Here is a 24356-nt window from a genome sequence, read left to right as displayed (position 1 = left end):
ACATGACCATCGCGACACCGGGAGGTTTCATGGCCAGGACACAGAAGCGGGGGGCCGCGATCGCGATGAGCGCGGCCGAGACCGACGCGTTCCTGCGCGCACAGCCGGTCTGCCGGGTCGCCGTCACGGCGTCCGACGGCCACCCGCACATCACCCCGCTGTGGTTCGTCTGGGACGGCACCGCGCTGTGGCTCAACTCCCTGACCCGCAGCAGGCGCTGGGCCGACGTGGTGAAACAGGGGCGGCTCGCGGCGGTCGTGGACGACGGCGGCCTCGACTTCCTGGCGCTGCGCGGGGTGGAGCTGCGGGGTCCGGCGGAGGTGGTCGGCGAGGTGCCGCGCACGGGTGAGCCGTACGGCGAACTCGTGGAACCCGAGCGGCTGTTCGGCGAGAAGTACGCGGGCGGGCGGTTCCGGTACGACGGGCGGCACGGGTGGCTGCGGATGACACCGGAGGAGGTGGTCAGCTGGGACTTCGGGAAGCTTCGGCGTTGACGGCCGGCCTGACCTCGTGGAAGCGTGATACTCGCTGACGAGAATCCAATTCTCACAGGAGGTTCCTTGAGCGACACCGACGACCTCGTGGAGATCGAGCAGCTCCTCGGCCGGTACGCGGTCTCGATGACCCGTGGTGACGTGGACCGGGTGCTCGCCGTCTTCACGCCGGACGGCACCTACAGCGCGTTCGGCGACACCTATCCCCTCGACGCGTTCCCGGAGCTGGTCGCCGCCGCCCCCAAGGGCCTGTTCCTCGTGGGCACGCCCGTGATCGAGCTGTCCGGCGACTCGGCCACCGGCACCCAGCCGCTGTGCTTCGTGGAACACGCCCGGCACGAGATGCGGATCGGCTACTACGACGACAGCTACGTCCGCACCCCGGACGGCTGGCGGCTGCGCAGCCGGGCGATGACCTTCATCCGGCGCAGCGGGGACCACGACTCGGGGCGGCCGCACGCCTTCACCCGGTCATGAGGCCGGTATGAGGATCTCCCCGTTCACCGGTCTCGACTCCTTCCGGTCGGAGCTGCGCGACTGGCTGGACGACCATGACCTGACCCCCGGCGAGACCGGCGGCCTCGATGCCCAGGTGACTCAACTCAGCCGCGTACGCCAGGCGTTGTGGACGGCGGGCTGGATGCGCTACGGCTGGCCGCCCGAGGTCGGCGGGCTCGGCGGGCCGAGCGCGCTGCGCGCGGTGCTCGGCGAGGAGGTCGCCTCCCGCGGCCTCGCCGAGCCCGGGATCTGGTCGATGGTGGAGGTGCTGGTCCCGACCCTGATCGACTACGCGCCGCCCGCCCTGGCCGCCGAGACGGTGCCCCGGCTGCTGGGCGGCGAGGAGCAGTGGTGCCAGGGCTTCTCGGAGCCGGGCTCCGGCAGCGACCTGGCGTCCCTGTCGACCCGGGCGGTCCCCGACGGGGACGGGTGGGTGGTGTCCGGACAGAAGGTGTGGACGAGCCTCGCCCAGTACGCGGCCCGCTGTGTCCTGCTGGCCCGCACGGGCGGCCCCGGACACGCCGGGATCAGCGCGTTCCTCGTCGACATGGACTCCCCCGGCGTCACGGTCCGTCCGCTGCGCACGATGCACGGTGTGGACGAGTTCGCCGAGGTGTTCCTCGACGAGGTGCGCGTCCCGGCGTCCCGGCTGCTGGGGGCGCCCGGCGACGGCTGGCGGCTGGCGACGGACCTGCTGCCGCACGAGCGCTCCACCTGCTTCTGGCACCGGATCGCCCACCTGTACAGCCGTCTCGACCGGCTCCTCGCCGACGGCTGCGAGGCCGACCCGGACGCGCTGGGCGGCGCCTGGCTCGACCTGCACACCGTGCGCTGCCGCTCGGCCGCCACGCAGGCCCGGCTCGCCGGCGGCGGGAGGCTCGGCCCGGAGACCTCCGTGGACAAGATCCTGCTGGCGGGCGCCGAACAGCGGCTGTTCGACACGGCCCGCGACCTGCTGCCGGGCGCCGTCGAGCTCTCCCCCGACGACGGCTGGCGCACCGGGTACCTGTACTCGCGGGCCGCGACCATCTACGGCGGCACCGCCGAGATCCAGCGCAACATCGTCGCCCGCCGGCTGCTCGATCTCGGAAAGGAGTGAGGTGGTGGACACCGCCGAACGCGCCCTCCTGGCGGACGCCGTGCGCAAGACGCTCGTCTCGGGCGCCGACCTCGCCGACCTGGGCTGGCCCGCCATGCTCGTCGAGGAACCGGACACCGTGGTCCCGCTGCTCTTCCGCCTGCTCGGCGAGACGGGCACCCACGCCCCCGTGCTGAACGACGTCCTCCTGCACGCGGCGGGCCGCCCCCTCGGCGGGACACCGCCGCTGCCGTACTCGGGCGGCGTCCGGCTGGAGTGGGTCCGGGACGGTTCGGCGTACGACAGCCCGCTCGACCCCGGCCTCCCGCTGCGGCGGACCGAGGCCGACGACCCGGCGCTGCCGCTCGCCGCGGGGCGCCGGGCCCTGGGCTGGTGGCTGCTGGGCACCGGACACGCGATGCTCGCCCTCGCCCGCCGGCACGTTCTCGACCGGCACCAGTTCGGCCGCCCGCTCGCCTCCTTCCAGGCCCTGCGCCACCGGCTGGCCGAGACGTACGTCGCTCTGGAGGGCGCGGAGGCGACCCTGACCGCCGCGACCGACGACACCGGGGCGGTGCTGGCCAAGGCCGCCGCGGGGCGGGCCGCGCTCACCGCCGCCCGCCATTGCCAACAGGCCCTGGGCGGCATCGGTTTCACCGCCGAGCACGACCTGCACCGGCATGTCCGGCGGGCCCTCGTCCTCGACGGTCTGCTCGGATCCAGCCGTGAACTCACCCGTGCGGCAGGGGTGTTGCTGTTGCGTGAGGCCCGGACGCCACGCCTGGTCGACCTGTGAGGAGCCCCGCGTGACCACCGACCTCTGGCCCGACCTGCTCGGCTGCCTCGACCTCACCCCCCTGGGCCCCGGCACCTACGAGGGCCGCTCCCAGCAACTGGAGTACCGACGCCTGTTCGGCGGCCAGCTGCTCGCCCAGTTCGCCCGCGCCGCCACGCTGGCCGCCCCCGGCAGGGACCTGAAGTCACTGCACACCCAGTTCCTCCGGGAGGGCCGCACCGGGGAACCGGTCCGCTACGAGACGGAAGTCCCGCAGGAGGGACGGACGTTCGCCGCGGTACGGCTCTCCGCACGCCAGGAGCACGGGATCGTCGCCGTGGCGGACGCGAGCCTGCATGTCTGGGAGGAGGGACCGGACCGGCAGACCGTGGACCCCGTGCCCACCCTCCCCGGACCGGAACGGGCCGTCCAACTCCCCTTGCTGCCCTGGGAGTCACGGGCCGCGACCGACCTGGACACCGAGAAGCCCGAGCCGCCCGGGTACGAACTGTGGACCCGGATCCCGCAGGCGCACCGGCGCCTGGCGCCGGCACTGCTCGCCTACGCCACCGACCTCACGCCTATCGGCACCGCGCTGCGGCCGGTCGAGGGGGTCACCCAGGCGGACTCGGGGCGGGCGTTCGCCTCCGCGGTGACCGCGCACACGGTGTGGTTCCACCGGCCGGTCCGGGCCGGCGACTGGCTGCTGCTGCGGCAGCACAGCCCCGTCGCCGCCCACGGCCGGTGCTTCGGCCGGGGCGACGTACTGACCGCGCAGGGCAGGCTCGTCGCCTCCTACGCCCAGGAGGCGCTGCTGCGCTTCCTCTGAGGTCTCAGGGTGCGGCGACCTCCACCACGACCGCGGAGCCCATCCCGCCGCCCGCGCACATCGCCGCCACGCCGACTCCGCCGCCCCGGCGGCGGAGTTCGTGGACGAGGGTGACCAGCATGCGGGCCCCGGTGGCGGCGACCGGGTGGCCGAGGGAGCAGCCGCTGCCGTCGACGTTCACCCTGTCGGCGTCGAGGCCGAGGCGGTGGACCGCGGCGACGGGAACGGAGGCGAACGCCTCGTTGATCTCGAAGAGATCGACGTCGGCGACCGTCATCCCGGCCCGGTCGAGAGCCTTGGGGATGGCCCGGACGGGGGTCAGGCCGGTCTCGGCCGGGTCCGCGGCGACGGAGGCCCAGGCACGGATCGTGCCGAGCGCCGGCAGACCGGACCGCTCGTCCGCCACCGCCAGCAGCGCCGCCGCGTCGTTCGCCCCGGACGCGTTCCCGGCCGTGATCGAGAAGCCGTCGATCTCCGGGTGGAGCGGCTTCAGTGCGGCCAGCCTCGCCGCGCTGGTGTCGCGTCGCGGATGCTCGTCCGCCTCGAAGGGTCCGTGCGGGGTGTCGACGGGGACCGTCTCCGCCTTGAAGCGGCCCTCGTCCAGCGCGCGCACGGCGTTGCGGTGCGAACGCAGCGCCCAGTCGTCCATCTCGGTGCGGCTGATGCCCGCCCGGACGGCGGTGTTCCAGCCGACGGTGATCGACATGTCCAGGTTGGGGGCGTCGGGCCGGTCGGGGTGGGAGGGCGGCACCCAGCGGTCGGCCCACTCCTGCCCCGATCCCCGGTAGGAGAGGCGGGGCGCGGTGGACAGGGACTGGACCCCGCCCGCGAGCACCAGCCGGTCCATGCCGGCCCGGACGGAGGCGGCGGCCGTCTGGACCGCCGAGAGACCGCCCGCGCAGTGCCGGTTCAGCGCCAGCCCCGGCACGTGCGGCAGCCCGGCGGTGAGCGCCGCGTGCCGGGCGACGACTCCCCCGCCGTAGTGCGACTCGGCGAGGACGACCTCGTCGACTCGAGCGCGGTCCAGGCCCTCCACGGCCGCCGTCACGACCCGCTCGGCGAGCTCGTGCGCGGTCGTGTCGCGCAGGGTGCCCCTGAACGCGGTGCCGATGGGGGTGCGCAGGGCGGCGACGATCACGGCTTCAGGCATCGGCGGAGTCCTCCAGTTCGGCCACCAGCGTGCGGCGCAGCAGCTTCCCGGTGGCGGTGCGGGGCAGTTCGGGGCGGAAGACGACGGTGTCCGGGGTCCTGGACGAGCGCAGGCGCGCCTTCGCGAAGGCCCGGATCTCCTCCGGGTCGCCCGCCCCGACGAGTACGGCGACCAGCCGCTGTCCCCACTCCGGGTCGGGCACCCCGAGCACGGCGGCCTCCCGCACCCCGGGGTGTTCCAGCAGTACGTCCTCGATCTCGGCCGGTGCGATGTTCTCGCCGCCGCGGATGATCGTGTCGTCCGCGCGGCCCTCGAGGTGGAGGTAGCCGTCGGTGTCCAGCCGGCCCCGGTCCCGGGTGGCGAACCAGCGGTCCGCCTCCGGTGCCGCCGCGCCCGCGTACTCGCCGGAGATCTGCTCCCCGCGCATGAACACGAGCCCGGTCTCGCCGGCCGGGAGCGGCCTGCCCTCCTCGTCCCGGATCTCGACCGCGATGCCGGGCAGCGGGCGGCCGACCGAGCCGAGCCGCTCGCGGACGGCCGGATCGTCGGAGGCCATCGCCGCGCGGTGGTCGTCGGGGCCGAGGACGCACACCGAGGACGCGGTCTCGGTCAGCCCGTAGGCGTTGACGAAGCCGGTGTGCGGGAACTGGCGCAGCGCCCGTTCCACCACCGGCCGGGGGGCGCGGGCACCGCCGTAGGCGAGGCTGCGCAGGCTCGGCACATCGGCCGTGCCGTCGCCGACCTCGGCGGTGATCCGGGCGAGCATGGTCGGCACGAGCATGGCGTGCGTGACCCGCTCCCGGCGTACGGTCGCCAGCCAGTCGGCGGGGTCGAAGGCGGACCGGTAGACGATCCGGCGGCCCGCGTAGAGGTTGGTGAGCAGGTTCATCAGGCCCGCGACGTGGTACGGGGGGACGGCGACGAGGGTCGCGTCGCCCGGGTCGGCGGCGCCGAAGTCCTGGGTGTTGAAGACGTAGGCGAGCAGATGGCGGTGGCGCAGCAGGGCCGCCTTGGGGGCGGCGGTGGTGCCGCTGGTGTAGAGGACGACGGCGGTGGCGTCCCGGTCGTCGGGGGCGGGCCGCCACTCGGGCTCATGCCCGCCGGCCGGTTCGAGGAGGCCGTCGAGGTCGGCGGGGCGCAGCACCTCGGCGCCCGGGTGGCGGGCGACGAGCTGCGCCGACCGGTCGTCGGAGAGACGGTAGTTGAGGGGCACGAAGGGGACGCCCGCCAGGGCCGCGCCGAAGAGCGCGACGGGGTAGGCGAGGTGGTTCGTCCCGGCGTACAGGACCGCCGGACGGTCACGGAAGCGGTCGGCCGCGTGGTGCGCGAGGCGCTGGAGTCCGGCGGCGGAGAGCGAGCGGCCGCTCTCGGTGACGGCCGGCCGGTCCCCCGCGGAGGCGGCCATTTCCAGGATCACGGCTATGTTCATGAGAATGGCATTCTCATACACTCAGAGGCCCACTCGCAAGAGAGGTGAATGTCGATGCTCATCGAAGGTTCCTCGGCCCTGGTGGTCGGCGGTGCGGGCGGTCTCGGCGAGGCGACGGTCCGGCGCCTGCACACGGCCGGCGCCCGGGTCGTGGTGGCCGATCTCGCGGACGACAGGGGCAAGGCGCTGGAGGCGGAGCTCGGGGTGCGGTACGTGCGCACCGACGCCACCGACGAGACCTCGGTCGCGGCGGCGGTGGAGGAGGCCTCGCTCGCCGGCGAGTTCCGGATCGCCGTCGACTGCCACGGCGGCCCGGCGAGCGGTGGCCGGCTGGTCGGCAGGGACGGCTCGCCGCTGGCGCTGGACGGGTTCCGCACGACGGTCGAGGTGTATCTCACCGGCGTGTTCAACGTCCTGCGGCTGGCCGCCGCGGCCGTCGCACGCACCGCCCCGTACGGCGAGGACGGCGGGCGCGGGGTCGTCGTCACCACCTCGTCCATCGCGGCGTACGAGGGACAGATCGGCCAACTCCCCTACGCCGCCGCCAAGGGAGGCGTGTCGGCGATGACCCTCGTCGCCGCCCGGGACCTCTCCCCGCTCGGCGTCCGGGTCGTCTCGGTGGCGCCCGGCACGATCCTCACACCCGCCTATGGCAAGGCGGGCGGGCAACTGGAGGCGTACTGGGGGCCGCAGGTGCCCCATCCCCGCCGGATGGGGCGCCCCGAGGAGTACGCGGCCCTGGTCCAGCATCTGTGCGAGAACGACTACCTCAACGGCGAAGTGGTGCGCCTGGACGGCGCGTTGAGGTTCCCGCCCAAATAGGGGCCTACTCGCGGTCCATCTCCTGGCGGGCCTTCGCCCACAGCCAGCCCGCGTAGGCGTGCAGCCCCTCGCCCAGCCTGCGGTTCATCTTCCCGGCGAGGGCGCGGGCGTAGCTGCCCTCGAGGAGGGCGGCGAGACGGAAGCAGGCGAGGACCTGGTACCAGCGGAAGCCGGAGACGTCCCGGCCGGTCGACTCACCGTAGGCCGCGACGAGTTCGGCGCGGCCGGGCACACCGTCCCAGGGCTGGAACTGGGGGTCGCTGCCCGGCGGGTCGCCCTTCTCCCGCCAGGCGGTGAGGATCCACGCCAGGTCGAGGAGAGGGTCGCCGAGGGAGGCCATCTCCCAGTCGACGATGGCGGCGAGGCGCGGGGCGTCGTGGGCGAACATGACGTTGGCGAACTGCAGGTCGCCGTGGACGATGCCGGTCGCGCCCTCCTTCGGGGTGTGCCCGGCGAGCCAGTCGGCGACCCGGTCGACCTCCGGCGACTCGCCCTCACGGTAGGCCGGGTCCTCCCGGTAACCGTGCAGCAGCTTGAGGTACTTGGGCGTCTGGCGCTCCAGCCAGCCCTCGGGCCGGCCGAAATCGGCGAGGCCGTGGCTTCGCGGGTCGACGAGGGCGAGCCGGGCGGCGCCGTCGACGAGGGCGAAGGCGACCGAGCGCCGCCACCCGGCGTCCTCGGCGTACCGCCCCGGCAGCCGTCCTCTCGGGGTGAAGCCGTCGATCTTCTCCAGGACGGAGAAGGGCGCGCCGAGGACCTCCTCGTCCAGGACGCTCGCGCGCAGCCGGGGATGGGGCACGTCGGTGCCGGCGAGCGCGGCGAGGACGCGGCTCTCGCGGCGGAAGGCGTCGGAGGCGCCGGAGCGCAGATGGCGGCCGGGGCGGCGCAGGACGAGTTCGGTGCCGTCGGCGCGGCGGAGCGTGAAGAGGAGGTTCTGCGCGCCGCCGGTGAGGGGCTCGAGGGCGGCCACCGGGCCGTCTCCGGGGAGGTCGCCGAGGCCGGGCCAGTCGTTGAGCCGGTCGAGGTCGGCCTTCAGGTCGTGGTCGCTCACCACGTCACCGCCGTTTCCTTGAGGCGGTCCGCGTACCTGGCGCGGGCCGCGGCCAGCCGGGTGGGCAGATGCGCGGAACCGAAGAGCGGGTCGCCGGCGGGCTCCGCATCCTTGAGCAACAGCCGTGCCACGACGTCCTGGTGGGCCTCGGTGGGGCCGTCGGCGACGCCGAGGGTGGGCCCGGAGTGCCACATCCTGGTCAGCGGCAGTTCGTTGGAGACGCCGAGCGCTCCGTGCAGATGGAGGGCGCGGTAGGCGACGTCGACCAGGACCTTCGGGGTGGCGACCTTGACACCGGAGACGTGCAGGCGGGCCCGGCGGGCGTCGGCGCGGTCGCCGGTGCGGTGCGCCTTGTCCATGTGCCAGGCGGCGTGCAGGACCTGTAGGCGGAACTGCTCGATCTGGATCCAGGTGTCGGCGAGCTGGTGGCGTACGGCCTGCTGGTCGGCGAGGGGGCCGCCGCGGGTGCGGCGGGAGGCGATGCGCTCGGTCATCATCTCCAGTGCCTTCCTGCACTGGCCGACGGAGCGCATGGCGTGGTGCAGGCGGCCGCCGCCGAGGCGGGTCTGTGCGATGAGGAAACCGGACCCGGGTTCTCCGAGGAGGTTCTCGGCGGGGACCCGGCAGCCGGTGAAGCGGAGATAGGCGTGCACGCCCTCGCCCAGGGGTTCGCCGCCCATGCCGGTGCCGCGCACCATCTCCATGCCGGGGGTGCCGGCGGGGATCAGGATCATGGAGGCGCCCTGGTGGACGGGGACGTCCGGGTCGGTGACCACCATGGCGATGACGAAGGCGGCCAGCGGGTAGTTGGATGCGAACCACTTCTCCCCGTCGATCACCCACTGTTCCCCGTCCCTGACCGCCCGGCAGGTGAAACCGCCGGGGTCGGCGCCGCCGGTCGGCTCGGTCATCGCGAAGGTGGAGACGATCCGCCCGTCGAGCAGCGGTTCGAGGTACTCCTTGCGCTGTTCCTCGGTGGCGTAGTGGGCGAGGATCTCCGCGTTGCCGGAGTCCGGGGCCTGGGTGCCGAACACCATCGGTGCCCAACTCGACCTGCCCAGGATCTCGTTGAGCAGCCCGAGGTTCACCTGCCCCATGCCCATGCCGCCCAGTGAGGGCGGCAGATGGGCGGCCCACAGCCCCTGCTCGCGCACCTTTCGCTGGAGCGGCCGTACGACCTCCCGGAACACCTCGCTCCGCCGGTCGTAGGGATCGGCGTTGCCCGGAAACAGTACGTCCAGCGGTTCGATCTCCTCGCGGACGAGCGTCGCGGCCCAGTCGAGCTTCTCCTGGAACGCGTCGTCGGTACTGAAGTCCCACATGACGCACCCTCCATCAGAATCGCATTCTGAAATTAGCAGAACGGCATTCTCGCGTCCAGCACCCGGCGTCCGGCACGAGGACCGGGCGCCCGCACCCCGGCGAGCAGGAAGCCGAGCAGGTGCTCGACCTCGGCCGGCCCCGGCACCTCCTCGGTGAACAGCCAGTACTGCAGCGAGGCGACGACCGCGCCGGCCGTGGCCCGTGCGGCGCGCAGCGGATCCGCCGCCCCCAGCTCGGCGGCGGGCCGGGCGAAGAGAGCGGCGAGCGCGTCGACGAGAGCGACGCCGAGATGCCCTGCGTACGGCGGCGCCTGACCGGTGGCGTTGGCGAGGACCGCCCTGGTCCGCCGGGCAAGTTCGGCGTCGGAGGCCTGCCGGACGACGGCGGCGAGCCCGGCCCGCAACTGGGCCTCGGGCCCGTCACCGGCCGCGCGGGCGATCCGGTGGCGCACATACCCGACCACCGTCCGCGCACCCCGCTCGACGACGGCCTCGACCAGGGCGTCCTTGCTGCCGAAGCAGCGGTAGAAGGCGTCGTTGGACGACCCCGCGGCGGTGACGATGTCGGCGACCCGCGGCCGGCGTCCCCCGCTCGCGACCATCAGCGCGAGCCCGGCGTCCAGGAGCGCTTCGGCCTCCCCCGCCCCTCGATGACAGGGCCTCAGAATGCTATTCTGCATAACTGAGAACGATACTCTCATCCGGGAGAACGCTCCAGGAGGCGGCGCGATGGGATACGCGGACGAGCTGTTCGACCTCACCGACCGGGTCGTGGTGGTCACCGGGGGGAGCCGGGGGCTGGGGCGGGCGATGGCGCTCGGCGCGGCCCGCTGCGGCGCGGACGTGGTGGTCGCCAGCCGCAAGTACGAGGTCTGCGCGGCCGTGAGCGAGGAGATCGCGAAGGAGACGGGCCGCGCGGCGCTGCCGTACGCCGTCCACGTGGGCCGCTGGGACGAGCTGCCCGGCCTGGTGGACGCGGTGTACGACCGTTTCGGCCGGCTGGACGCGCTGGTCAACAACGCGGGGATGTCCCCGGTCTACGAGGACCTCACCGCCGTCACGGAGAGGATGTTCGACGCGGTGCTGGACCTCAACCTCAAGGGCCCGTTCCGCCTGTCGGTCCTCGCCGGCGCCCGGATGGCGCAGGCCGGCAAAGGCGCCGTCCTCAACGTCAGCTCGACGGGCTCGGTCCGCCCCCGCCCGGCGATCGTGCCGTACGCGGCGGCGAAGGCGGGCCTCAACGCGCTGACGGAGGGCCTCGCCCACGCCCTCGGCCCGACGGTCCGCGTCAACACCCTGATGTGCGGCCCGTTCGCGACCTGGGCCACCCGTGCCTGGCAGGACGACCCGGAGCAACTCGCCCAGGGCGTCCGCCCGCACGCCCTGCAACGCATCGGCGCCCCGGAGGAGGTGGTGGGCGCGGCCTTGTACCTCCTCTCCGACGCGTCCTCGTACACGACCGGGGCGACCCTGCGGGTGGACGGCGGGATGCCGTAGAGGCGCCTCCCGTCCGTCTGGCATCGTGACCGGAGTGGACGAACCCATCGGCACACAGCACCCCGCGCACCGGATCACGGCCCCCGCGCGAGCCGTGACCGCACTCGAAGCGGCCGTCCCCGGCCTGGCGGAGCACCGGCGGAGCACTCCGGCGGCACCGGACTGGTCCATGATCGAGGCCGCTCTCGGCACCCCTCTACCGGCCGACTTCCGGTTGCTCGCCGAGCTCTACCCGACCTTCGCGGTCGGGGACTTCCTGCACCTCTCGCTGCCCCGGCCCGGGCACGAACTCGCCTGGCTGAGCGGCGTCGACGACGAACTGGCCGTCGTGCGGGACCGGCCGGAGGAGGAGCTGCCGACCGGCCTGCGCCCGCATCCGGCGCCCGGCGGGCTGCTGCCGTGGGCGAGTTCGCACTCCGGTGACGTCTTCCTGTGGACGACGGCGGGCCCCGGGCCGGACTCCTGGCCCGTCACCGTGGCCTCCCGCGACCTCGTGTGGCGGAACTACCACGGTGGCGCGGTCCAGTTCGTGGCGGAGTGGGCGTCCGGCACGCTGGAGGCCTGGGCGCTGCCCGAACTGGGCACCGGGGTGGCCGTGTTCAGGTGAGATCGCCGTGCTCCCCCAGGCGTGGGGGCGGGCCGTAGTGCGGCTCGTGGCCGGGGATGCGGAAGGGGCTGCCCACCAGGCGGTGGGGTCCCGCCCGCACCACCGCGTCCGGGGCCGCCGCCAGCGCCTCCGGGAGGGTGCGCACGGCGGCCGCAGGGACCCGCAGGGGGCGCAGGCGGGTCTCCCAGCCGGTCGCCGTGTCCGCCGCGAGCGCCTTGGTCACGGCGGCCACGACCTCGTCGCGGCGGGCCGCGCGCTCGGCCATCGTGGCGTGGCCCTCGATGCCGGCCTCGGTCGCGAAGGCGTGCCAGAAGGTGTCGTGGGTGATGAAGAGGGCCAGATGGCCTTCGGCGGTGGGGAAGAGCTGGGCGGGGACGTAGTAGGCGTGGGCGCCGCCGAGGCGGCGGGGCGCCCTGCCCTCCTCGAGCCAGGCGGCGGCATGGTAGTTGAGCTGGGAGAGCATGACGTCCCGCAGGGACACCTCGATCTGGCCGCCGCGACCCGACATCACCATCGCCAGCAGGGCCAACGCCCCGGCGAAACCAGCCGAGTTGTCCGCGGAGGAGTAGCCGGGCAGGAGCGGCGGGCCGTCCGGATCGCCGGTCAGCGCGGCGATGCCGGTGGCCGCCTGGACGACGTAGTCGAAGGCCGGGTCGTCGCCCGCCGTCATGCCCCAGCCGGTGAGGGCCACGCAGACCAGCCGTTCGTTGACGGGGCGCAGGGCCTCGTAGGTGAGGCCGAAACGGTGGATCGCGGAGGGCTTGAGGTTGACCAGCAGGGCGTCCGCGTCCCGGACCAGCTCGTGGAGGTGTTCCTGGCCCTTCGCCGTCGCCAGATCCACGCGCACCGAGCGCTTGCCCCGGTTGAGGCTGGCGAAGTAGGCGTCCGAGACCTGGCGGGAGAGGTCGCCGCCGGGTGGTTCGACCTTGGTGACCCGGGCGCCGAGGTCGGCCAGCAGCATGGTGGCGTACGGGCCCGCGAGGATGTGGCCGACCTCCAGGATCCGCAGACCGGCCAGCGGACCGGTCATCGCAGCGCCGCCGCGATCGCCGCCACGGCGTCCCGGGTGCGGAGTTTGGAGGCGACCAGTTCGTCCCGGCCGGTGCCGATCGGGAGCAGCCGGACCGACAGGTCCGTCACCCCGGCGTCCGCGAACCGCCGGAAGCGGGCCTCTATGGCCGTCTCGTCGCCCGCCGCGCACAGGTCGCCGACGTCGCGCGCGTCGCCGTACTCCAGCAGTCGGCGGTAGTTGGGCGAGATCTCGGCCTCGCCGAGGATCCGGTTGGCGCGCTCGCGCGCCGCGTCCGCCTCGTGGGGCGCGCAGAGACAGACGGGGATGCCGGCGACGACGCGCGGGGCCGGCCGGCCCGCCGCCTCGGCCGCCTTCGTGATCGTCGGGACCACATGGCCGGCGACGGCCCGCTCGTCCGCCATCCACAGCACCGTGCCGTCGCTCCGCTCCCCCGCGATCCTCAGCATCACCGGGCCGAGCGCCGCCATCAGCACCGGGAGAGGTGCGACGGGGGCGATGCCCAGCGGGTTGTGCACCCGGAAGAACTCGTTCTCCACGTCCACCGAACCCGCGCCGCTCACCGCCTTGTCGAGCACCTCCAGATACGCACGGGTGTACGCGGCCGGCTTCTCGTACGGGAGGCCCAGCATGTCGCGCACGATCCAGTGGTGCGAGGCGCCGACGCCCAGCGCGAGCCGGCCGCCCGCCGCCGCGTGCGCCGACAGGGCCTGGCGGGCCAGGGCGATCGGGTGCTGGGCGTGCACGGGGACGACCGCCGTGCCGAGTTCGATCCGCGAAGTGGCCTGCCCCATCAGGGAGACGGCGGTCAGCGCGTCGAAGTCGGTCGGCACCTGCGGCACCCACACCGTGTCGAAGCCCGCCTCCTCGGCCCAGCGGGCGTCGTCGGCCATCCGCGCCGCCTTGTGCGCGGCGTCGCCCCGCTCGGGGCCGCTCATCACTCCGACTCGCATGTCACTCCAGTCCTCCCGGTCCTGCGGTGAGCGCGCGGATGTCCGCGACGATGGCGTCGAGCGGTGTTCCGGTCGGGTACACGGCGGCGGCCCCGGCCTCCCGCAGCCTCGGTACGTCCCCCGCCGGGATGGTGCCGCCGACCACCACCGGGATGTCGTCGGCGCCGGCCGCCCGCAGCGCCTCGACGGTGCGCCGGGTCAGGGCCAGATGCGCACCGGACAGGATCGACAGCCCGACCAGCGCCACGTCCTCCTGTACGGCGGTGGCGGCGATGTCGTCGACCCGGCGCCGGATGCCGGTGAAGACGACCTCGAACCCGGCGTCGCGCAGCCCGCGGGCGACGAGTTTGGCCCCGCGGTCGTGGCCGTCGAGACCGGGCTTGGCGACGAGGACGCGAACGGGCATCAGAACACCACCGGTTGCCGGAACTCGCCCCACACCTCGCGCAGCGCGCCCGCCATCTCCCCCACCGTGCAGTAGGAGTCGGCGCAGTCGATCAGGGGCTCCATCAGGTTGACGTCTCCTTCGGCGGCGCGCTGCAACGCCGCCAGGCGCATGCGCACTTCGGCCGCGCTGCGTTCCGCCTTCACCCGCGCGAGCCGCTTCAGCTGCCGTTCGCGGCCCTCGGCGTCCAGTTCGTAGGCGGCGAGGCCGGGCGGCGGCTCGTCGGCCGTGAACCGGTTGACGCCCACGACCGGCCGCTCCCCCGAGGCGACGGCCTGGTGCAGCCGCCAGGCCTCGTCGGCGATCAGGGTCTGCAGATAGCCGTCCTCGATGCAGCGGACCATGCCGCCGTGCGCCTCCAGGTCGGCCATGACCCGCTCGACGCGCTCCTCGGTGGCGTCGGTGAGCGCCTCGACGAAGTACGAGCCGCCGAGCGGGTCGGCGACCTTGGTCACGCCCGTCTCGTGGGCGAGGATCTGCTGGGTGCGCAGGGCGAGCGTGGCGGACTCCTCGCTGGGCAGCGCGAACGGCTCGTCCCAGGCGGCGGTGAACATCGACTGCACCCCGCCGAGCACGGAGGCGAGGGCCTCGTAGGCGACGCGGACGGTGTTGTTGCGGGCCTGCGGCGCGTACAGCGAGGCGCCGCCCGCCACGCAGCCGAACCGGAACATGCACGCCTTGTCGGTCCTCGCGCCGAACCGCTCCCGGACAATGGTCGCCCAACGCCTGCGCCCCGCACGGTACTTGGCGATCTCCTCGAAGAACTCGCCGTGGGTGTAGAAGAAGAAGGAGATCTGCGGCGCGAACTCGTCGATCGTCATGCGTCCGCGTTCGAGGACGGTCTCGCAGTACGTCACGCCGTCGGCGAGCGTGAAGGCCATCTCCTGTACCGCGGTGGCGCCCGCGTCACGGAAGTGGGCGCCGGCGACGGAGATCGCGTTGAAGCGGGGCACCTCGGCGGCGCAGAACTCGATGGTGTCGGCGATGAGGCGCAGCGAGGGCTCGGGCGGCCAGATCCAGGTGCCCCGGGAGGCGTACTCCTTCAGGATGTCGTTCTGGATGGTGCCGGTGAGCTTCGCGCGCGGGATGCCGCGTTTCCCGGCGGCGGCGACGTGGAGGGCGAGCAGGATCGCCGCCGTGCCGTTGATGGTGAAGCTGGTGCTGACGCGGTCCAGCGGGATGGCGTCGAAGAGGATCTCGGCGTCCGCGAGGGTGTCGACGGCGACGCCGACGCGGCCGACCTCGTCGGCGTACTCGGGGTCGTCGGAGTCGTAGCCGCACTGGGTGGGCAGGTCGAGCGCGACCGACAGGCCGGTGCCGCCCTGGTCGAGGAGGTAGCGGTAGCGGCGGTTGGACTCCTCCGGGGTGCCGAAGCCGGAGTACTGGCGCAGGGTCCAGGTGCGGCCTCGGTAGCCGGTGGGGTAGTTGCCGCGCGTGAAGGGGAAGTCGCCGGGGCCGGGGGGTTCGGAGCGGCGGTCGGCGGGGCCGTAGACCGGCTTGAGCGGGATGCCTGAGGCGGTGCGGGGGTCGTCGGTCATGACAGCTGGTCCTTCATCACCTTGCCGGTGGCGTTCAGCGGCAGTTCGGCGCGGAACTCGATCCGCCGGGGCACCTTGAAGCCGGCCATGCGCTCCTTCGCCCAGGCGATCAGCTCGGCCTCGGTGACCGCGCCGCGCGCCACCACGAAGGCCTTGCCGACCTGCCCCAGCCGCTCGTCGGGCACGCCGATCACGGCGGCCCGGGCGACCGCGGGGTGCCTCAGCAGAAAGCCCTCGATCTCGGCCGGGTAGGCGTTGAAGCCGCCGACGACGAACATGTCCTTCTTGCGGCCGACGATCCTGAGACGGCCCTCGTCGTCCAGTTCGCCCAGGTCGCCGGTGTGCAGCCAGCCGTCGGCGTCGATCGCCTCGGCGGTGGCGGCGGGGTCGTCGAGGTAGCCGCGCATCACGCCGTACCCCTTCACGAGGACCTCTTTGTCGTCCGCGACCCGGATCTCGAAGCCCTCGCAGGGGCGGCCGACGGTGGTGGCGACGGCCTCGTGGGGGTCGCCGGGGCGGGAGGCGGTGACGGTGCCGGCCTCGGTGAGGCCGTACCCGGTCATGAGGTGGCGGAAGGGCAGTTCGGTGGTGATCCGGCGGACCAGTTCGACGGGGATGTCGGCGGAGCCGGTCACCGCGACCCGCAGCGAGGAGAGGTCCCGTCCGCCAGCCGCCTCGAGGAGGGAGTGGTACAGAGTGGGCGGCCCCGGCAGGACCGTCACCCGTTCCTTCTCCACCAGCTCCAGCACCCGCCCGACGTCGAACACCGCCAGCGGCAGCACGGTCGCGCCGCGGATCAGGGAGGCGACGAGCCCCGCCTTGTAGCCGAAGATGTGGAAGAACGGGTTGACGATCAGATAGCGGTCCCCGGCGCGGAGTCGGGCGAGGTCGCACCACTCCGCGTAGAGCCGCAGGGTCTGGCCGTGGGTGGTCATCACACCCTTGGGGCGGCCGGTCGTACCGGAGGTGAAGATGATGTCGGCCAGGTCGTCCGGACCGACCCTTCGCTCCAGAGGGTCGCCCGAGCCGAGGAACCCGTCCTCGTGCAGGTCGATCACGGGGATCCCGGGCGGGCCGGTGAACTCCCGATCCAGGAAGCCGTTCCGGACGAGCAGCAGCTTCGCGCCGCTGCGGACGACGATGTCGTGGGCCTCCTCGTCCCTGAACCGGGTGTTGACCGGCACGAGGACCCCGCCGGCCGTGAGCAGGCCGAAGGCGGCGACGATCCACTCGGCCGAGTTGGGCGCCCACAGCGCTACCCGGTCACCGGGGCCGACGCCCGCCGCGGCGAACGCCCCCGCGGTGCGCCGGACCCGGTCGGCCAGCTCGGTGAAGGTGAGGCGGACGTCGCCGTCGACGACGGCCTCGGCGGCGCCGAACCGCTCACCGGCGTCGCGCACCAGCTCGGGGATGCTCTGCCAGCGCACGGTCGTGGTCATCCGTCGATCAGCCGGGCCAGGTTGCCGCCCATGACCTTCGCCTTGTCCTCCTCGGACAGCTTCACCAGGTGGTCCACGTAGGTGACGGGGTCGGCGAGGCCCTCGGGGTGGGGGTAGTCGGAGCCGAACAGGACGCGCTCGATGCCGATGAGGTCGCCGAGGGCGGCCATGTCCTCCTCCCAGAACGGGCTGATGTGGATGTTCCGCCTGAAGACCTGCACGGGGTCCTCCCGGAACTCGTGCGGCATCTTCTTGTACACGTCGGCCAGGCGGCCGAGCACCGGCTCCACCCAGGAGGCGCCGTTCTCGATGACGGCGACCTTCAGCTCGGGGAAGCGGGAGAGCGCGCCGTGGCAGATCAGCGAGGTGACCGCGTCCTCGATCGGCCGCCACTCGTTGACCTGCCGGAACGCGTTGGGCTTGAAGGGGAGGAACTCGCGCCGGTTGCCCTCCCAGTCGTTCGCGTATCTCGCGTAGCCGGAGTCGGAGGAGTGGAAGGCGACGAGCACGCCGGTCTCCACCACCCGCTTCCAGAACGGGTCGAACTCGGGGAGGGCGAAGGAGCGGGTGCCGCCGAAGCCGGGAACGGGCGCCGGGCGGATCAGGATCGCGCGGGCGCCGCGCTCCACCACCCAGTTCAGCTCGGCGACCGCCTTCTCCACGATCGGCAGGGTGATCACGGGGACGGTGAAGATGCGGTCCTTGAAGGCGAAGCCCCAGGTCTCGTGGAGCCACTGGTTGAGGGCGTGGACGACCGCGTGGATCAGCTCCGGGTCGTCCTTCATCCGCTCCTCGATGAGGCTCGCGAGGGTGGGGAACATCAGGCTGCGCCGGATGCCGAGTTCGTCCATCAGCGCGAGACGCGGGGCCGGTTCGCGGAAGGCCGGGATCGAGCGCATCGGTTCGCCGAAGATCTCCCGGCGGGTCTTTCCGGTCGGGTTGCCCACCTTGAAGTACTCCTCCATGGCGCCGGGGCGGGCGACCACGTCGAAGGTGGGGTTCGGGATGTACTCGCTGATCTGCCCGCGGATCGCGATCTTCGTGCGGCCGCGGACGTTCACGTACTCGATCGCCCCGTCGTACTCCTCGGGGAGGTACCTGGTGAGCGCTTCCTGCGTCTCGTAGAGGTGGTTGTCCGCGTCGAACAGCGCATACGCGACGTCGCGAGAGGGCATGAAAGATCCTCCTTCACCAATCGCGAGAATCGTATTCTCACTTGAGGGGAGTGGCAATGCCGACACCGTCGGCGATGCGGTCGCGGAGCACGAACTTCTTGACCTTGCCGCTGGGGGTACGCGGGAGGTCGTCCACCGCGTGCACCTCCTCGGGCCACTTCTGACGGGCCAGACCGGCCCGTTCGAAGTGCAGCCGCAGCTCGGCGAGAAGGGGCGGCGACCAGCCGGGGAGCATCCGCAGCACGGCCGCGACCCGCTCCCCGAGTCGCGGGTCCGGGGCGGCGACCACCGCGGCCTCCGCGACCCCGGGCAGGCCGAGCAGCACCTCCTCGACCTCCAGCGCGCTGATGTTCTCGCCGCCGCGGATGACGACGTCCGCCTTGCGGTCGGTGATCGACAGCCAGCGGTCCGAGTCGAGGACACCGATGTCTCCGGTGCGGTACCAGCCGTCCGCGTCGAAGGCGGCGGCGGTGAGGGCGGGGTCGGTGTAGCCGAGGCAGAGGTCGGGCCCCCGGGTGAGGATCTCGCCGTCCTCGGCGATCCTCAACTCCACTCCGGGCAGCGGGAGTCCGTCGGTGTGCAGGCGTTTGACCGCCGGTCCGTCGTACGGGGTGCAGGTCACGGAGGGATGCTCGGTGGAACCGTACGCCCTGAACACCCGGATGCCCAGGGACTCCAGACGGGTCGTCACGGCGGAGGCCACGGAGGCCCCGCCCAGGCCGGCATACCGCAGGTGGGCGATGTGCTCGGGGGTGCAGTCCGAGTGGTCGAGCAGGCTCGTCATGTAGTACGTCGCCCCGCCGCCGACGGTCAGCCCCTCGCCCTTCATCAGCGCGAGCGCCCGCGCCGGGTTCCAGGTGTCGCCCAGGTTGACCGGGGTGGCGTCGAGGACGGGGATGAGGAAGGCGTTGACCATGCCGATGAAGTGGCCGACGGGCGCGACCGTGAACTGGCGGCCGCGGTCCGGCGGGTAGCTCGCGGCCAGCTGACGGGTCTCGAAGCCGAGGGTGCGATGGCTGTGGATCACGCCCTTGGGGTCGCGGGTGGTGCCGGAGGTGAAGGCGATCAGCGCGGGTGCGTCCGGGTCCACAGGGAGGGTGCCGGCCAGCGGTTCGGCGGCGAGCAGATCGTCGAAGTCGCGTCCGACCACGCCCACGACGGGGACCGAGGCGCACAGTTCGGGCCGGAACGTGAGGCGACCGAAGCGTTCGGCGGCGAAGAAGGCCTTGGGGCGGGTGGCCTCGACGATGTGGCGGATCTCCTTCGGGCCGTAGAAGTGCACGACCGGGACGACCACCGCGCCCAGGAAGGCCGAGGCCCAGAAGACGGCCGCCGCCTCCATCCAGTTGGGCAGTTGCATCGCCACCACGTCGCCGGCGCCGACGCCGCGCACCCGCAGCCCGGCGGCGAGCCGCCGGGCCACCCGCTCGACCTGGGCGAACGTGCCGGAGAAGGGCCGCACCTCGGAGTGGACGCGGAACTCCGTGTCCCCCGCCGCGGCGAGCCCCCGCGTCAGCAGGTCTCCGAGGGTCTCCCGCGTCCACCACCCCTCGGCCTCATAGCGCTTGACGAGCCCGGACGGCACCGACCGCAGGGCGCCGGAAGGAAACGTCGGCATGACAGAGATCGCCTCCTCTAAGCACGAGAATTGCACTCTCGCACAGCGAGAAGGTAACTTCCATACATGTCACGCGACCACGGCTTCCATCCGGTGCGGATCACCCGGATCGTCGACGAGACGCCGGATGTGCGCACGTTCACCCTCGATACGGAATTCCCCTACCGGGCGGGGCAGTTCATGACGTTCCGGGTACGGGGCACACTGCGCAGCTACTCGATGTCGAGCTGCCCCGACACCGACGGCGAGCTGCGCGTGACCGTCAAGCGGGTGCCGGGCGGGCTGGTGTCGGGCTGGATGCACGAGCAACTGCGCCCCGGGGACGTCCTGGAGGCCACCCGGCCGAGCGGCTCCTTCTGCCTCCGCGAGGACGCGGGCGGGCGCCCGCTCGTCGCCTACGCCGGGGGCAGCGGGATCACACCGGTGTTCTCCCTGGTCAAGAGCGCTCTCGCCACGACCGGGCGACCCGTCCGGCTGCTGACCGCCCACCGCAGCGCTGCCGACGCGATCTTCAGCGGCGAGCTGGACGCCCTCGCGGCCGGCCGCCCCGGACGGCTCCGGCTGCACCACCACCTCGACGACCGGGACGGTCTGGTGGATGCGGCGAGCGTCCTGGAGCTGGCCGGCGGACCGGCGGACTTCTATCTCTGCGGGCCGGAGCCGTTCATGGCGCTGGTCGAGGAGACACTGTCCGCGCACGGGGTCGCCGAGGAGCGGATCTTCGTGGAGCGGTTCACGCCGTCGAACGGCACGGCTCCGGCCCCGGCCGCGCGCCCCGCCGAGGGCACCGTCACCGTCGTTCTGCGAGGTCAGCGGCGTTCCGTGCCGCAGCGGTCCGGGGAGACCCTGCTGCAGAGCGCTCGCCGGGCGGGCTTCACGCCGCCCTTCTCCTGCGAATCCGGCGACTGCGCCACCTGCATGGCCCGGCTCACCGCGGGGGAAGCAAAGATGCGGGTGAACAACGCCCTCGACGCCGACGAAGTCGCCGAGGGACACGTGCTCACCTGCCAGGCCGAGCCGAGCACCACTGACGTGACGGTGGAGTACGAGGACTGACATGGTTGAGCTGGAGCTGGAGGACGGGCTCGCCGTCGTCACGATCGACCGGCCGCAGGCCCGCAACGCCATCGACCTGGGCACCATGGCCGAGTTGGAGAAGGCCCTGGACGCCGCCGCGGGCGCGCTCGCGCTCGCGGTGACCGGGGCGGGCGAGAAGGCGTTCGTGTCCGGCGGTGACCTGAAGGAGCTGGCACGGCTGCGCACCGAGCCGGAGGCGGCGGAGATGGCGCTCAGGATGCGGGCCGTCTGCGACCGTGTCGCCGCCTTCCCCGGTCCGGTCGTCGCCGCGCTGAACGGGCACGCGCTGGGCGGCGGCGCGGAGGTGGCGGTCGCCGCCGATCTGCGGATCGCCGCCGAGGACGTCCGGATCGGCTTCAACCAGTCCCGGCTGGCGATCGTGCCCGCCTGGGGCGGCGCCGAGCGGCTGGCCCGGCTGGTGGGTCCGGGGCGGGCGATGCTGCTGGCCGGCACCGGCCGGGTGCTGGACGCGGCCGAGGCCGAGCGGCTCGGGCTGGTCGACCTCGTGCTGCCGCGCGCCGGATTCGTGGGCGCCTGGCGGGAGGTGGCGCGCAGTCTCGCCACCGCGCAGGCCCGTGAGATCAAGAACCTGACCACCCGCACCAGGACACCGGAGGAGGCCGCCGCGGCCTTCGCCCGGCTGTGGGTGGCCGACGAGCACTGGGAAGCGGCCGAGAGGGTGATGTCCCGTGGCAAGTGAAGTCCGCGTCGAGGAAGGTCCGTTCGGGCTGGAGGTCCGTCCGGTGGGGACGGCGGTGGAGCAGACGGTGCTCTATCTGCACGGGGACCCGCGGCTCGCGGGCACCCCGCAGGACGCCCTGCCCACCGCACGAGAGCTGGCTCGCACCACCGGGTACGCGGTGCTCTGCGCCCGCTACCGCCCCCGGTTCCCGCAGGCCCTCGAGGACGTGTACGCCGCCTGGGAGCACTGCCGGGCCCGGGGCGGCGCGGTGGCGGTGGCCGGCAAGCGGCTTGGCGGGGCGCTGGCCGCCGGTCTGCTGCTGCGGCTGCGCGACGAGGGCGCGACTCAGCCCACCTGCGCGGTGCTCGCCTCGCCCCTGCTGGACTTCACCCTGGACGCCCCGAGCCTGCTGCTGAACGCGGCCGCCGACCGCACGGTCGACGCGGAGTCGCTGCCGGTGCGGGCGGCCGCCTACGCCGGGTCCGCCGCGCGCACGAACCCCCTCCTCAGTCCGCTGCACGGCAATCTGCACGGCCTGCCCCCGATCCAGCTGCACGCGGCCGGCACGGAGGTGCTCCTCGACGACGCCCTGTCGTTCGCGACGCGGGCGGCGCACTCGGGGGTGGCGGTGGACCTGCGGATCTACGAGGACGCGTCGGCGCTGGGGACGCGGCAGGTGGGGACGATGGCGGAGTTCCTGCGGCTGTGGTGCTGGTCGGGTAGCTACAGCCCGTCCGGACTCTGACCCTCCGGCCCGCCGGCCCCGGGCCCTCCGCACGACGCCCCCGGACCGCCGGTCGGGGGCGTCGTCATTCCCAGACCACGACGCTGCGCCGCACCGGCACCGTGGAGGCGTCCACGGCGAACAGCTCCGGCGAGTGGTCACGGATGCGTTCGATGTCGTCGAACACGGCCCGCAGATGGCTGCGCATGGCGGTGCGGGCGCGTGTCGTGTCGCCGCCGACGACCGCGTCGAAGATCTCGCGGTGCTGGGCGGCGAACGCGGCCGGGGAGGCGTTCTCGTGGAGGCCGAGGCGCCGGGCCCGGTCCAGGTGCCCCTTGGCGGCGGCCACCGTGGTCCAGACCTCGCCGTGGCCGCTCAGCCGCATCAGGCCTTGGTGGAAGGCCTCGTCCAGTTCGAAGAACTCCTCCAGGCCGAGACCGGCGCGCCGCTGGCGTTCCAGGTTGTCCCGCAGCTCCGCGACCACCGTGTCGTCGAGCCGCGCGGGCAGATCCTCCAGTGAGGCCAGCTCCACCGCCTCGCGCAGGAACTGCGCGTCGGCGACCCGCGCCGGGTCGACCCGGGACACGAACGACCCGATCTTCGGGAACACCTGCACCAGGCCCTCCTGGCCCAGCAGGATCAGGCTCTCCCGCACCGGTGTGCGGCTCACCCCCAGCGACGCGGCGAGTTCGTTCTCCGAGAGGGCCGCCCCCGGGGCCAGCTCGAGGGTCAGGACCATCTGGCGGAGCTTCAGATAGATGGCGTGCCGGCTGGTCCGCCCGTTCGTGTGAGCCATGCACACATCGTACGCGGCACCGCAGCACAAGTATTGCAACGCTTCACGACAGATGCTTGTATACAAGTACTTCGCGACCGATCTCGCGGAGGAGCTGTCGCGAGCAAGGAGCCGCTGTGCCCAAGATCGAGCGCGCGGAGGTGTTCGTCGCCTCCCCCGGGCGCACCTTCGTCACCCTGCGCATCACCACCTCGGACGGCGTCACCGGCCTGGGCGACGCCACCCTCAACGGCCGCGAGCTGGCCGTGGCGAGCTATCTGCGCGACCACGTCGTGCCCCTGCTGATCGGCCGGGACGCCGCGCGCATCGAGGACATGTGGCAGTACCTCTACAAGGGCGCCTACTGGCGGCGCGGGCCGGTCACCATGACCGCGATCTCAGCCGTCGACACCGCCCTGTGGGACATCAAGGGCAAGACGGCCGGCCTGCCCCTCTACCAGCTCCTCGGCGGCCGCTCCCGGGACGGCGTCCTGGTCTACTCGCACGCCAGCGGCACCGACGTGCCGTCACTCCTCGACGACGTCGAGCGCTGGCTGGAACTCGGCTACAAGGCGGTACGGGCACAGGCCGCCGTCCCCGGTGTCGGGGGGACGTACGGCGTGCGCAAGGGCACCGTCTACGAGCCGGCCGCGACCGACCTCCCGGACGAGCAGCCCTGGGACACCGAGGCCTACCTCGGCTTCGCGCCCTCCTACCTGGAGGCCGTGCGGGAGCGGTTCGGCTTCGGCTTCCATCTGCTGCACGACGTGCACCACCGGCTGACCCCGATCGAGGCGGCGCGGTTCGGCAAGAGCGTCGAGGGCTGCCGGCTGTTCTGGATGGAGGACCCCACCCCGGCCGAGAACCAGGAGGCGTTCCGGCTCATCCGCGAGCACACCACCACACCGATCGCCGTCGGCGAGGTGATGAACTCGATCTGGGACGTCCAGCACCTGATCACCAACCAGCTCATCGACTACGTCCGCACCACCGTGGTCCACGCGGGCGGCATCACCCACCTGCGGCGGATCTTCGACCTCGCCGCGCTCCACCAGGTGCGCACCGGCTCCCACGGCGCGACCGACCTCTCCCCCGTCAGCATGGCCGCCGCCGTCCACCTGGACATCGCCGTGCCGAACTTCGGCATCCAGGAGTACATGGGCCATCCCGCCGAGACCGCCGAGGTGTTCCGGACCGGCGTCACCCTCGCCGACGGCATGCTGCACCCCGGCGAGCAGCCAGGACTCGGCGTCGAATACGACGAGAAGGCCGCCGAGCGCTTCCCCTACCAGCGGCGCTACCTCCCGGTCGCGCGCCGCCTCGACGGGTCGGTGCACGACTGGTGAGC

The 24356-nt window shown here is 73.0% G+C and carries 25 protein-coding genes; 12 read left to right on the top strand and 13 right to left on the bottom strand.

Going from position 1 to position 24356, the window contains the following annotated elements; genetic code table 11:
- The first annotated feature begins 29 nt into the window (after nt 1–29).
- The 5 genes from ABT057_RS13005 to ABT057_RS12985 all read left to right on the top strand — a co-directional run bounded on the left by ABT057_RS13005 (nt 30) and on the right by ABT057_RS12985 (nt 3674).
- Nucleotides 30–494, top strand: a complete 465-nt coding sequence (locus ABT057_RS13005; RefSeq protein ID WP_352342867.1) for a pyridoxamine 5'-phosphate oxidase family protein — start codon at nt 30–32, stop codon at nt 492–494.
- Between the two features lie 66 nt (nt 495–560).
- Nucleotides 561–971, top strand: coding sequence for a nuclear transport factor 2 family protein (locus tag ABT057_RS13000; protein ID WP_352342800.1), 411 nt, complete (start codon nt 561–563; stop codon nt 969–971).
- A gap of 7 nt (nt 972–978) precedes the next feature.
- Entirely contained in the window at nt 979–2091 is a 1113-nt protein-coding gene (locus ABT057_RS12995) for an acyl-CoA dehydrogenase family protein (RefSeq protein WP_352342798.1), read from the top strand.
- Between the two features lie 4 nt (nt 2092–2095).
- A complete protein-coding gene (locus tag ABT057_RS12990) occupies nt 2096–2866 on the top strand; it encodes an acyl-CoA dehydrogenase family protein (protein WP_352342797.1) in 771 nt (256 codons plus the stop codon).
- A gap of 10 nt (nt 2867–2876) precedes the next feature.
- Nucleotides 2877–3674 (top strand): acyl-CoA thioesterase, encoded by a 798-nt coding sequence (locus tag ABT057_RS12985; protein ID WP_352342796.1) that lies wholly within the window; start codon nt 2877–2879, stop codon nt 3672–3674.
- 4 nt (nt 3675–3678) lie between these two features.
- Here the strand turns inward: ABT057_RS12985 and ABT057_RS12980 are convergent, their stop codons facing one another.
- Both ABT057_RS12980 and ABT057_RS12975 read right to left on the bottom strand, forming a co-directional pair.
- On the bottom strand, nt 3679–4824 hold the full coding sequence (locus tag ABT057_RS12980) for a thiolase family protein (protein WP_352342795.1): 1146 nt from the start codon (nt 4822–4824) through the stop codon (nt 3679–3681).
- Entirely contained in the window at nt 4817–6253 is a 1437-nt protein-coding gene (locus ABT057_RS12975; protein ID WP_352342794.1) for a class I adenylate-forming enzyme family protein, read from the bottom strand. The genes ABT057_RS12980 and ABT057_RS12975 overlap by 8 nt, the downstream gene beginning before the upstream one ends.
- Before the next feature lie 54 nt (nt 6254–6307).
- Here ABT057_RS12975 and ABT057_RS12970 point away from each other — a divergent pair, with 54 nt between their 5' ends.
- The gene (locus tag ABT057_RS12970) at nt 6308–7075 is read left to right on the top strand and encodes an SDR family oxidoreductase (protein ID WP_352342792.1); all 768 of its coding nucleotides are present in this window, start codon (nt 6308–6310) and stop codon (nt 7073–7075) included.
- Nucleotides 7076–7079: 4 nt separating this feature from the next.
- Here the strand turns inward: ABT057_RS12970 and ABT057_RS12965 are convergent, their stop codons facing one another.
- Genes ABT057_RS12965 through ABT057_RS12955 form a run of 3 tightly spaced genes read right to left on the bottom strand, consistent with a single transcriptional unit; the run spans nt 7080 to nt 10128 of the window.
- Nucleotides 7080–8129 (bottom strand): phosphotransferase family protein, encoded by a 1050-nt coding sequence (locus tag ABT057_RS12965; RefSeq protein WP_352342791.1) that lies wholly within the window; start codon nt 8127–8129, stop codon nt 7080–7082.
- Nucleotides 8123–9448: an acyl-CoA dehydrogenase family protein gene (locus ABT057_RS12960; RefSeq protein ID WP_352342790.1), complete on the bottom strand. Its 1326-nt coding sequence runs from the start codon at nt 9446–9448 to the stop codon at nt 8123–8125. Before ABT057_RS12960 ends, ABT057_RS12965 begins: the two co-directional genes overlap by 7 nt.
- A 32-nt stretch (nt 9449–9480) precedes the next feature.
- Nucleotides 9481–10128, bottom strand: coding sequence for a TetR/AcrR family transcriptional regulator (locus ABT057_RS12955; protein ID WP_352342789.1), 648 nt, complete (start codon nt 10126–10128; stop codon nt 9481–9483).
- Between the two features lie 49 nt (nt 10129–10177).
- Here ABT057_RS12955 and ABT057_RS12950 point away from each other — a divergent pair, with 49 nt between their 5' ends.
- Both ABT057_RS12950 and ABT057_RS12945 read left to right on the top strand, forming a co-directional pair.
- Nucleotides 10178–10945, top strand: a complete 768-nt coding sequence (locus tag ABT057_RS12950; RefSeq protein ID WP_352342787.1) for an SDR family NAD(P)-dependent oxidoreductase — start codon at nt 10178–10180, stop codon at nt 10943–10945.
- A gap of 34 nt (nt 10946–10979) precedes the next feature.
- Nucleotides 10980–11552: an SMI1/KNR4 family protein gene (locus ABT057_RS12945; protein ID WP_352342786.1), complete on the top strand. Its 573-nt coding sequence runs from the start codon at nt 10980–10982 to the stop codon at nt 11550–11552.
- Here the strand turns inward: ABT057_RS12945 and ABT057_RS12940 are convergent.
- The 7 genes from ABT057_RS12940 to ABT057_RS12910 are packed head-to-tail and all read right to left on the bottom strand — an operon-like array spanning nt 11545 to nt 19750.
- Nucleotides 11545–12582: a CaiB/BaiF CoA transferase family protein gene (locus ABT057_RS12940; RefSeq protein ID WP_352342784.1), complete on the bottom strand. Its 1038-nt coding sequence runs from the start codon at nt 12580–12582 to the stop codon at nt 11545–11547. The genes ABT057_RS12945 and ABT057_RS12940 overlap by 8 nt on opposite strands.
- Nucleotides 12579–13535: a TIGR03564 family F420-dependent LLM class oxidoreductase gene (locus ABT057_RS12935; protein ID WP_352342783.1), complete on the bottom strand. Its 957-nt coding sequence runs from the start codon at nt 13533–13535 to the stop codon at nt 12579–12581. The genes ABT057_RS12940 and ABT057_RS12935 overlap by 4 nt, the downstream gene beginning before the upstream one ends.
- A gap of 1 nt (nt 13536) precedes the next feature.
- Nucleotides 13537–13941 carry a cobalamin B12-binding domain-containing protein gene (locus ABT057_RS12930; protein ID WP_352342782.1) on the bottom strand — a complete coding sequence of 135 codons (405 nt, stop codon included), beginning with the start codon at nt 13939–13941 and terminating at the stop codon, nt 13537–13539.
- Nucleotides 13941–15518: a methylmalonyl-CoA mutase family protein gene (locus ABT057_RS12925; RefSeq protein WP_352342780.1), complete on the bottom strand. Its 1578-nt coding sequence runs from the start codon at nt 15516–15518 to the stop codon at nt 13941–13943. Before ABT057_RS12925 ends, ABT057_RS12930 begins: the two co-directional genes overlap by 1 nt.
- Complete coding sequence (locus ABT057_RS12920) at nt 15515–16957, bottom strand: FadD3 family acyl-CoA ligase (RefSeq protein WP_352342779.1); 1443 nt, start codon at nt 16955–16957, stop codon at nt 15515–15517. The genes ABT057_RS12925 and ABT057_RS12920 overlap by 4 nt, the downstream gene beginning before the upstream one ends.
- Nucleotides 16954–18132: an amidohydrolase family protein gene (locus ABT057_RS12915; protein WP_352342778.1), complete on the bottom strand. Its 1179-nt coding sequence runs from the start codon at nt 18130–18132 to the stop codon at nt 16954–16956. Before ABT057_RS12915 ends, ABT057_RS12920 begins: the two co-directional genes overlap by 4 nt.
- A 37-nt stretch (nt 18133–18169) precedes the next feature.
- On the bottom strand, nt 18170–19750 hold the full coding sequence (locus ABT057_RS12910; protein ID WP_352342776.1) for an AMP-binding protein: 1581 nt from the start codon (nt 19748–19750) through the stop codon (nt 18170–18172).
- Between the two features lie 66 nt (nt 19751–19816).
- On the opposite strand from ABT057_RS12910, the gene ABT057_RS12905 reads away from it, so the two are divergent.
- From ABT057_RS12905 to ABT057_RS12895, 3 genes are read left to right on the top strand one after another with little or no spacing between them, the layout of a single operon-like run.
- On the top strand, nt 19817–20806 hold the full coding sequence (locus ABT057_RS12905) for a 2Fe-2S iron-sulfur cluster-binding protein (protein ID WP_352342774.1): 990 nt from the start codon (nt 19817–19819) through the stop codon (nt 20804–20806).
- A gap of 1 nt (nt 20807) precedes the next feature.
- The gene (locus ABT057_RS12900) at nt 20808–21527 is read left to right on the top strand and encodes an enoyl-CoA hydratase/isomerase family protein (RefSeq protein WP_352342773.1); all 720 of its coding nucleotides are present in this window, start codon (nt 20808–20810) and stop codon (nt 21525–21527) included.
- Entirely contained in the window at nt 21517–22254 is a 738-nt protein-coding gene (locus ABT057_RS12895; RefSeq protein WP_352342772.1) for an alpha/beta hydrolase fold domain-containing protein, read from the top strand. Before ABT057_RS12900 ends, ABT057_RS12895 begins: the two co-directional genes overlap by 11 nt.
- A 64-nt stretch (nt 22255–22318) precedes the next feature.
- Here the strand turns inward: ABT057_RS12895 and ABT057_RS12890 are convergent, their stop codons facing one another.
- Entirely contained in the window at nt 22319–23029 is a 711-nt protein-coding gene (locus ABT057_RS12890) for a GntR family transcriptional regulator (protein ID WP_352342771.1), read from the bottom strand.
- Nucleotides 23030–23145: 116 nt separating this feature from the next.
- On the opposite strand from ABT057_RS12890, the gene manD reads away from it, so the two are divergent.
- A complete protein-coding gene (gene manD / locus ABT057_RS12885) occupies nt 23146–24354 on the top strand; it encodes a D-mannonate dehydratase ManD (protein WP_352342769.1) in 1209 nt (402 codons plus the stop codon).
- Nucleotides 24355–24356: the final 2 nt, after the last annotated feature.

The organism is Streptomyces sp. NPDC002588 (assembly GCF_040295925.1).
Lineage (GTDB): Bacteria > Actinomycetota > Actinomycetes > Streptomycetales > Streptomycetaceae > Streptomyces.
Note: the sequence above shows the minus strand (reverse complement) of the source record. Positions and strands in the feature narration are given on the sequence as shown.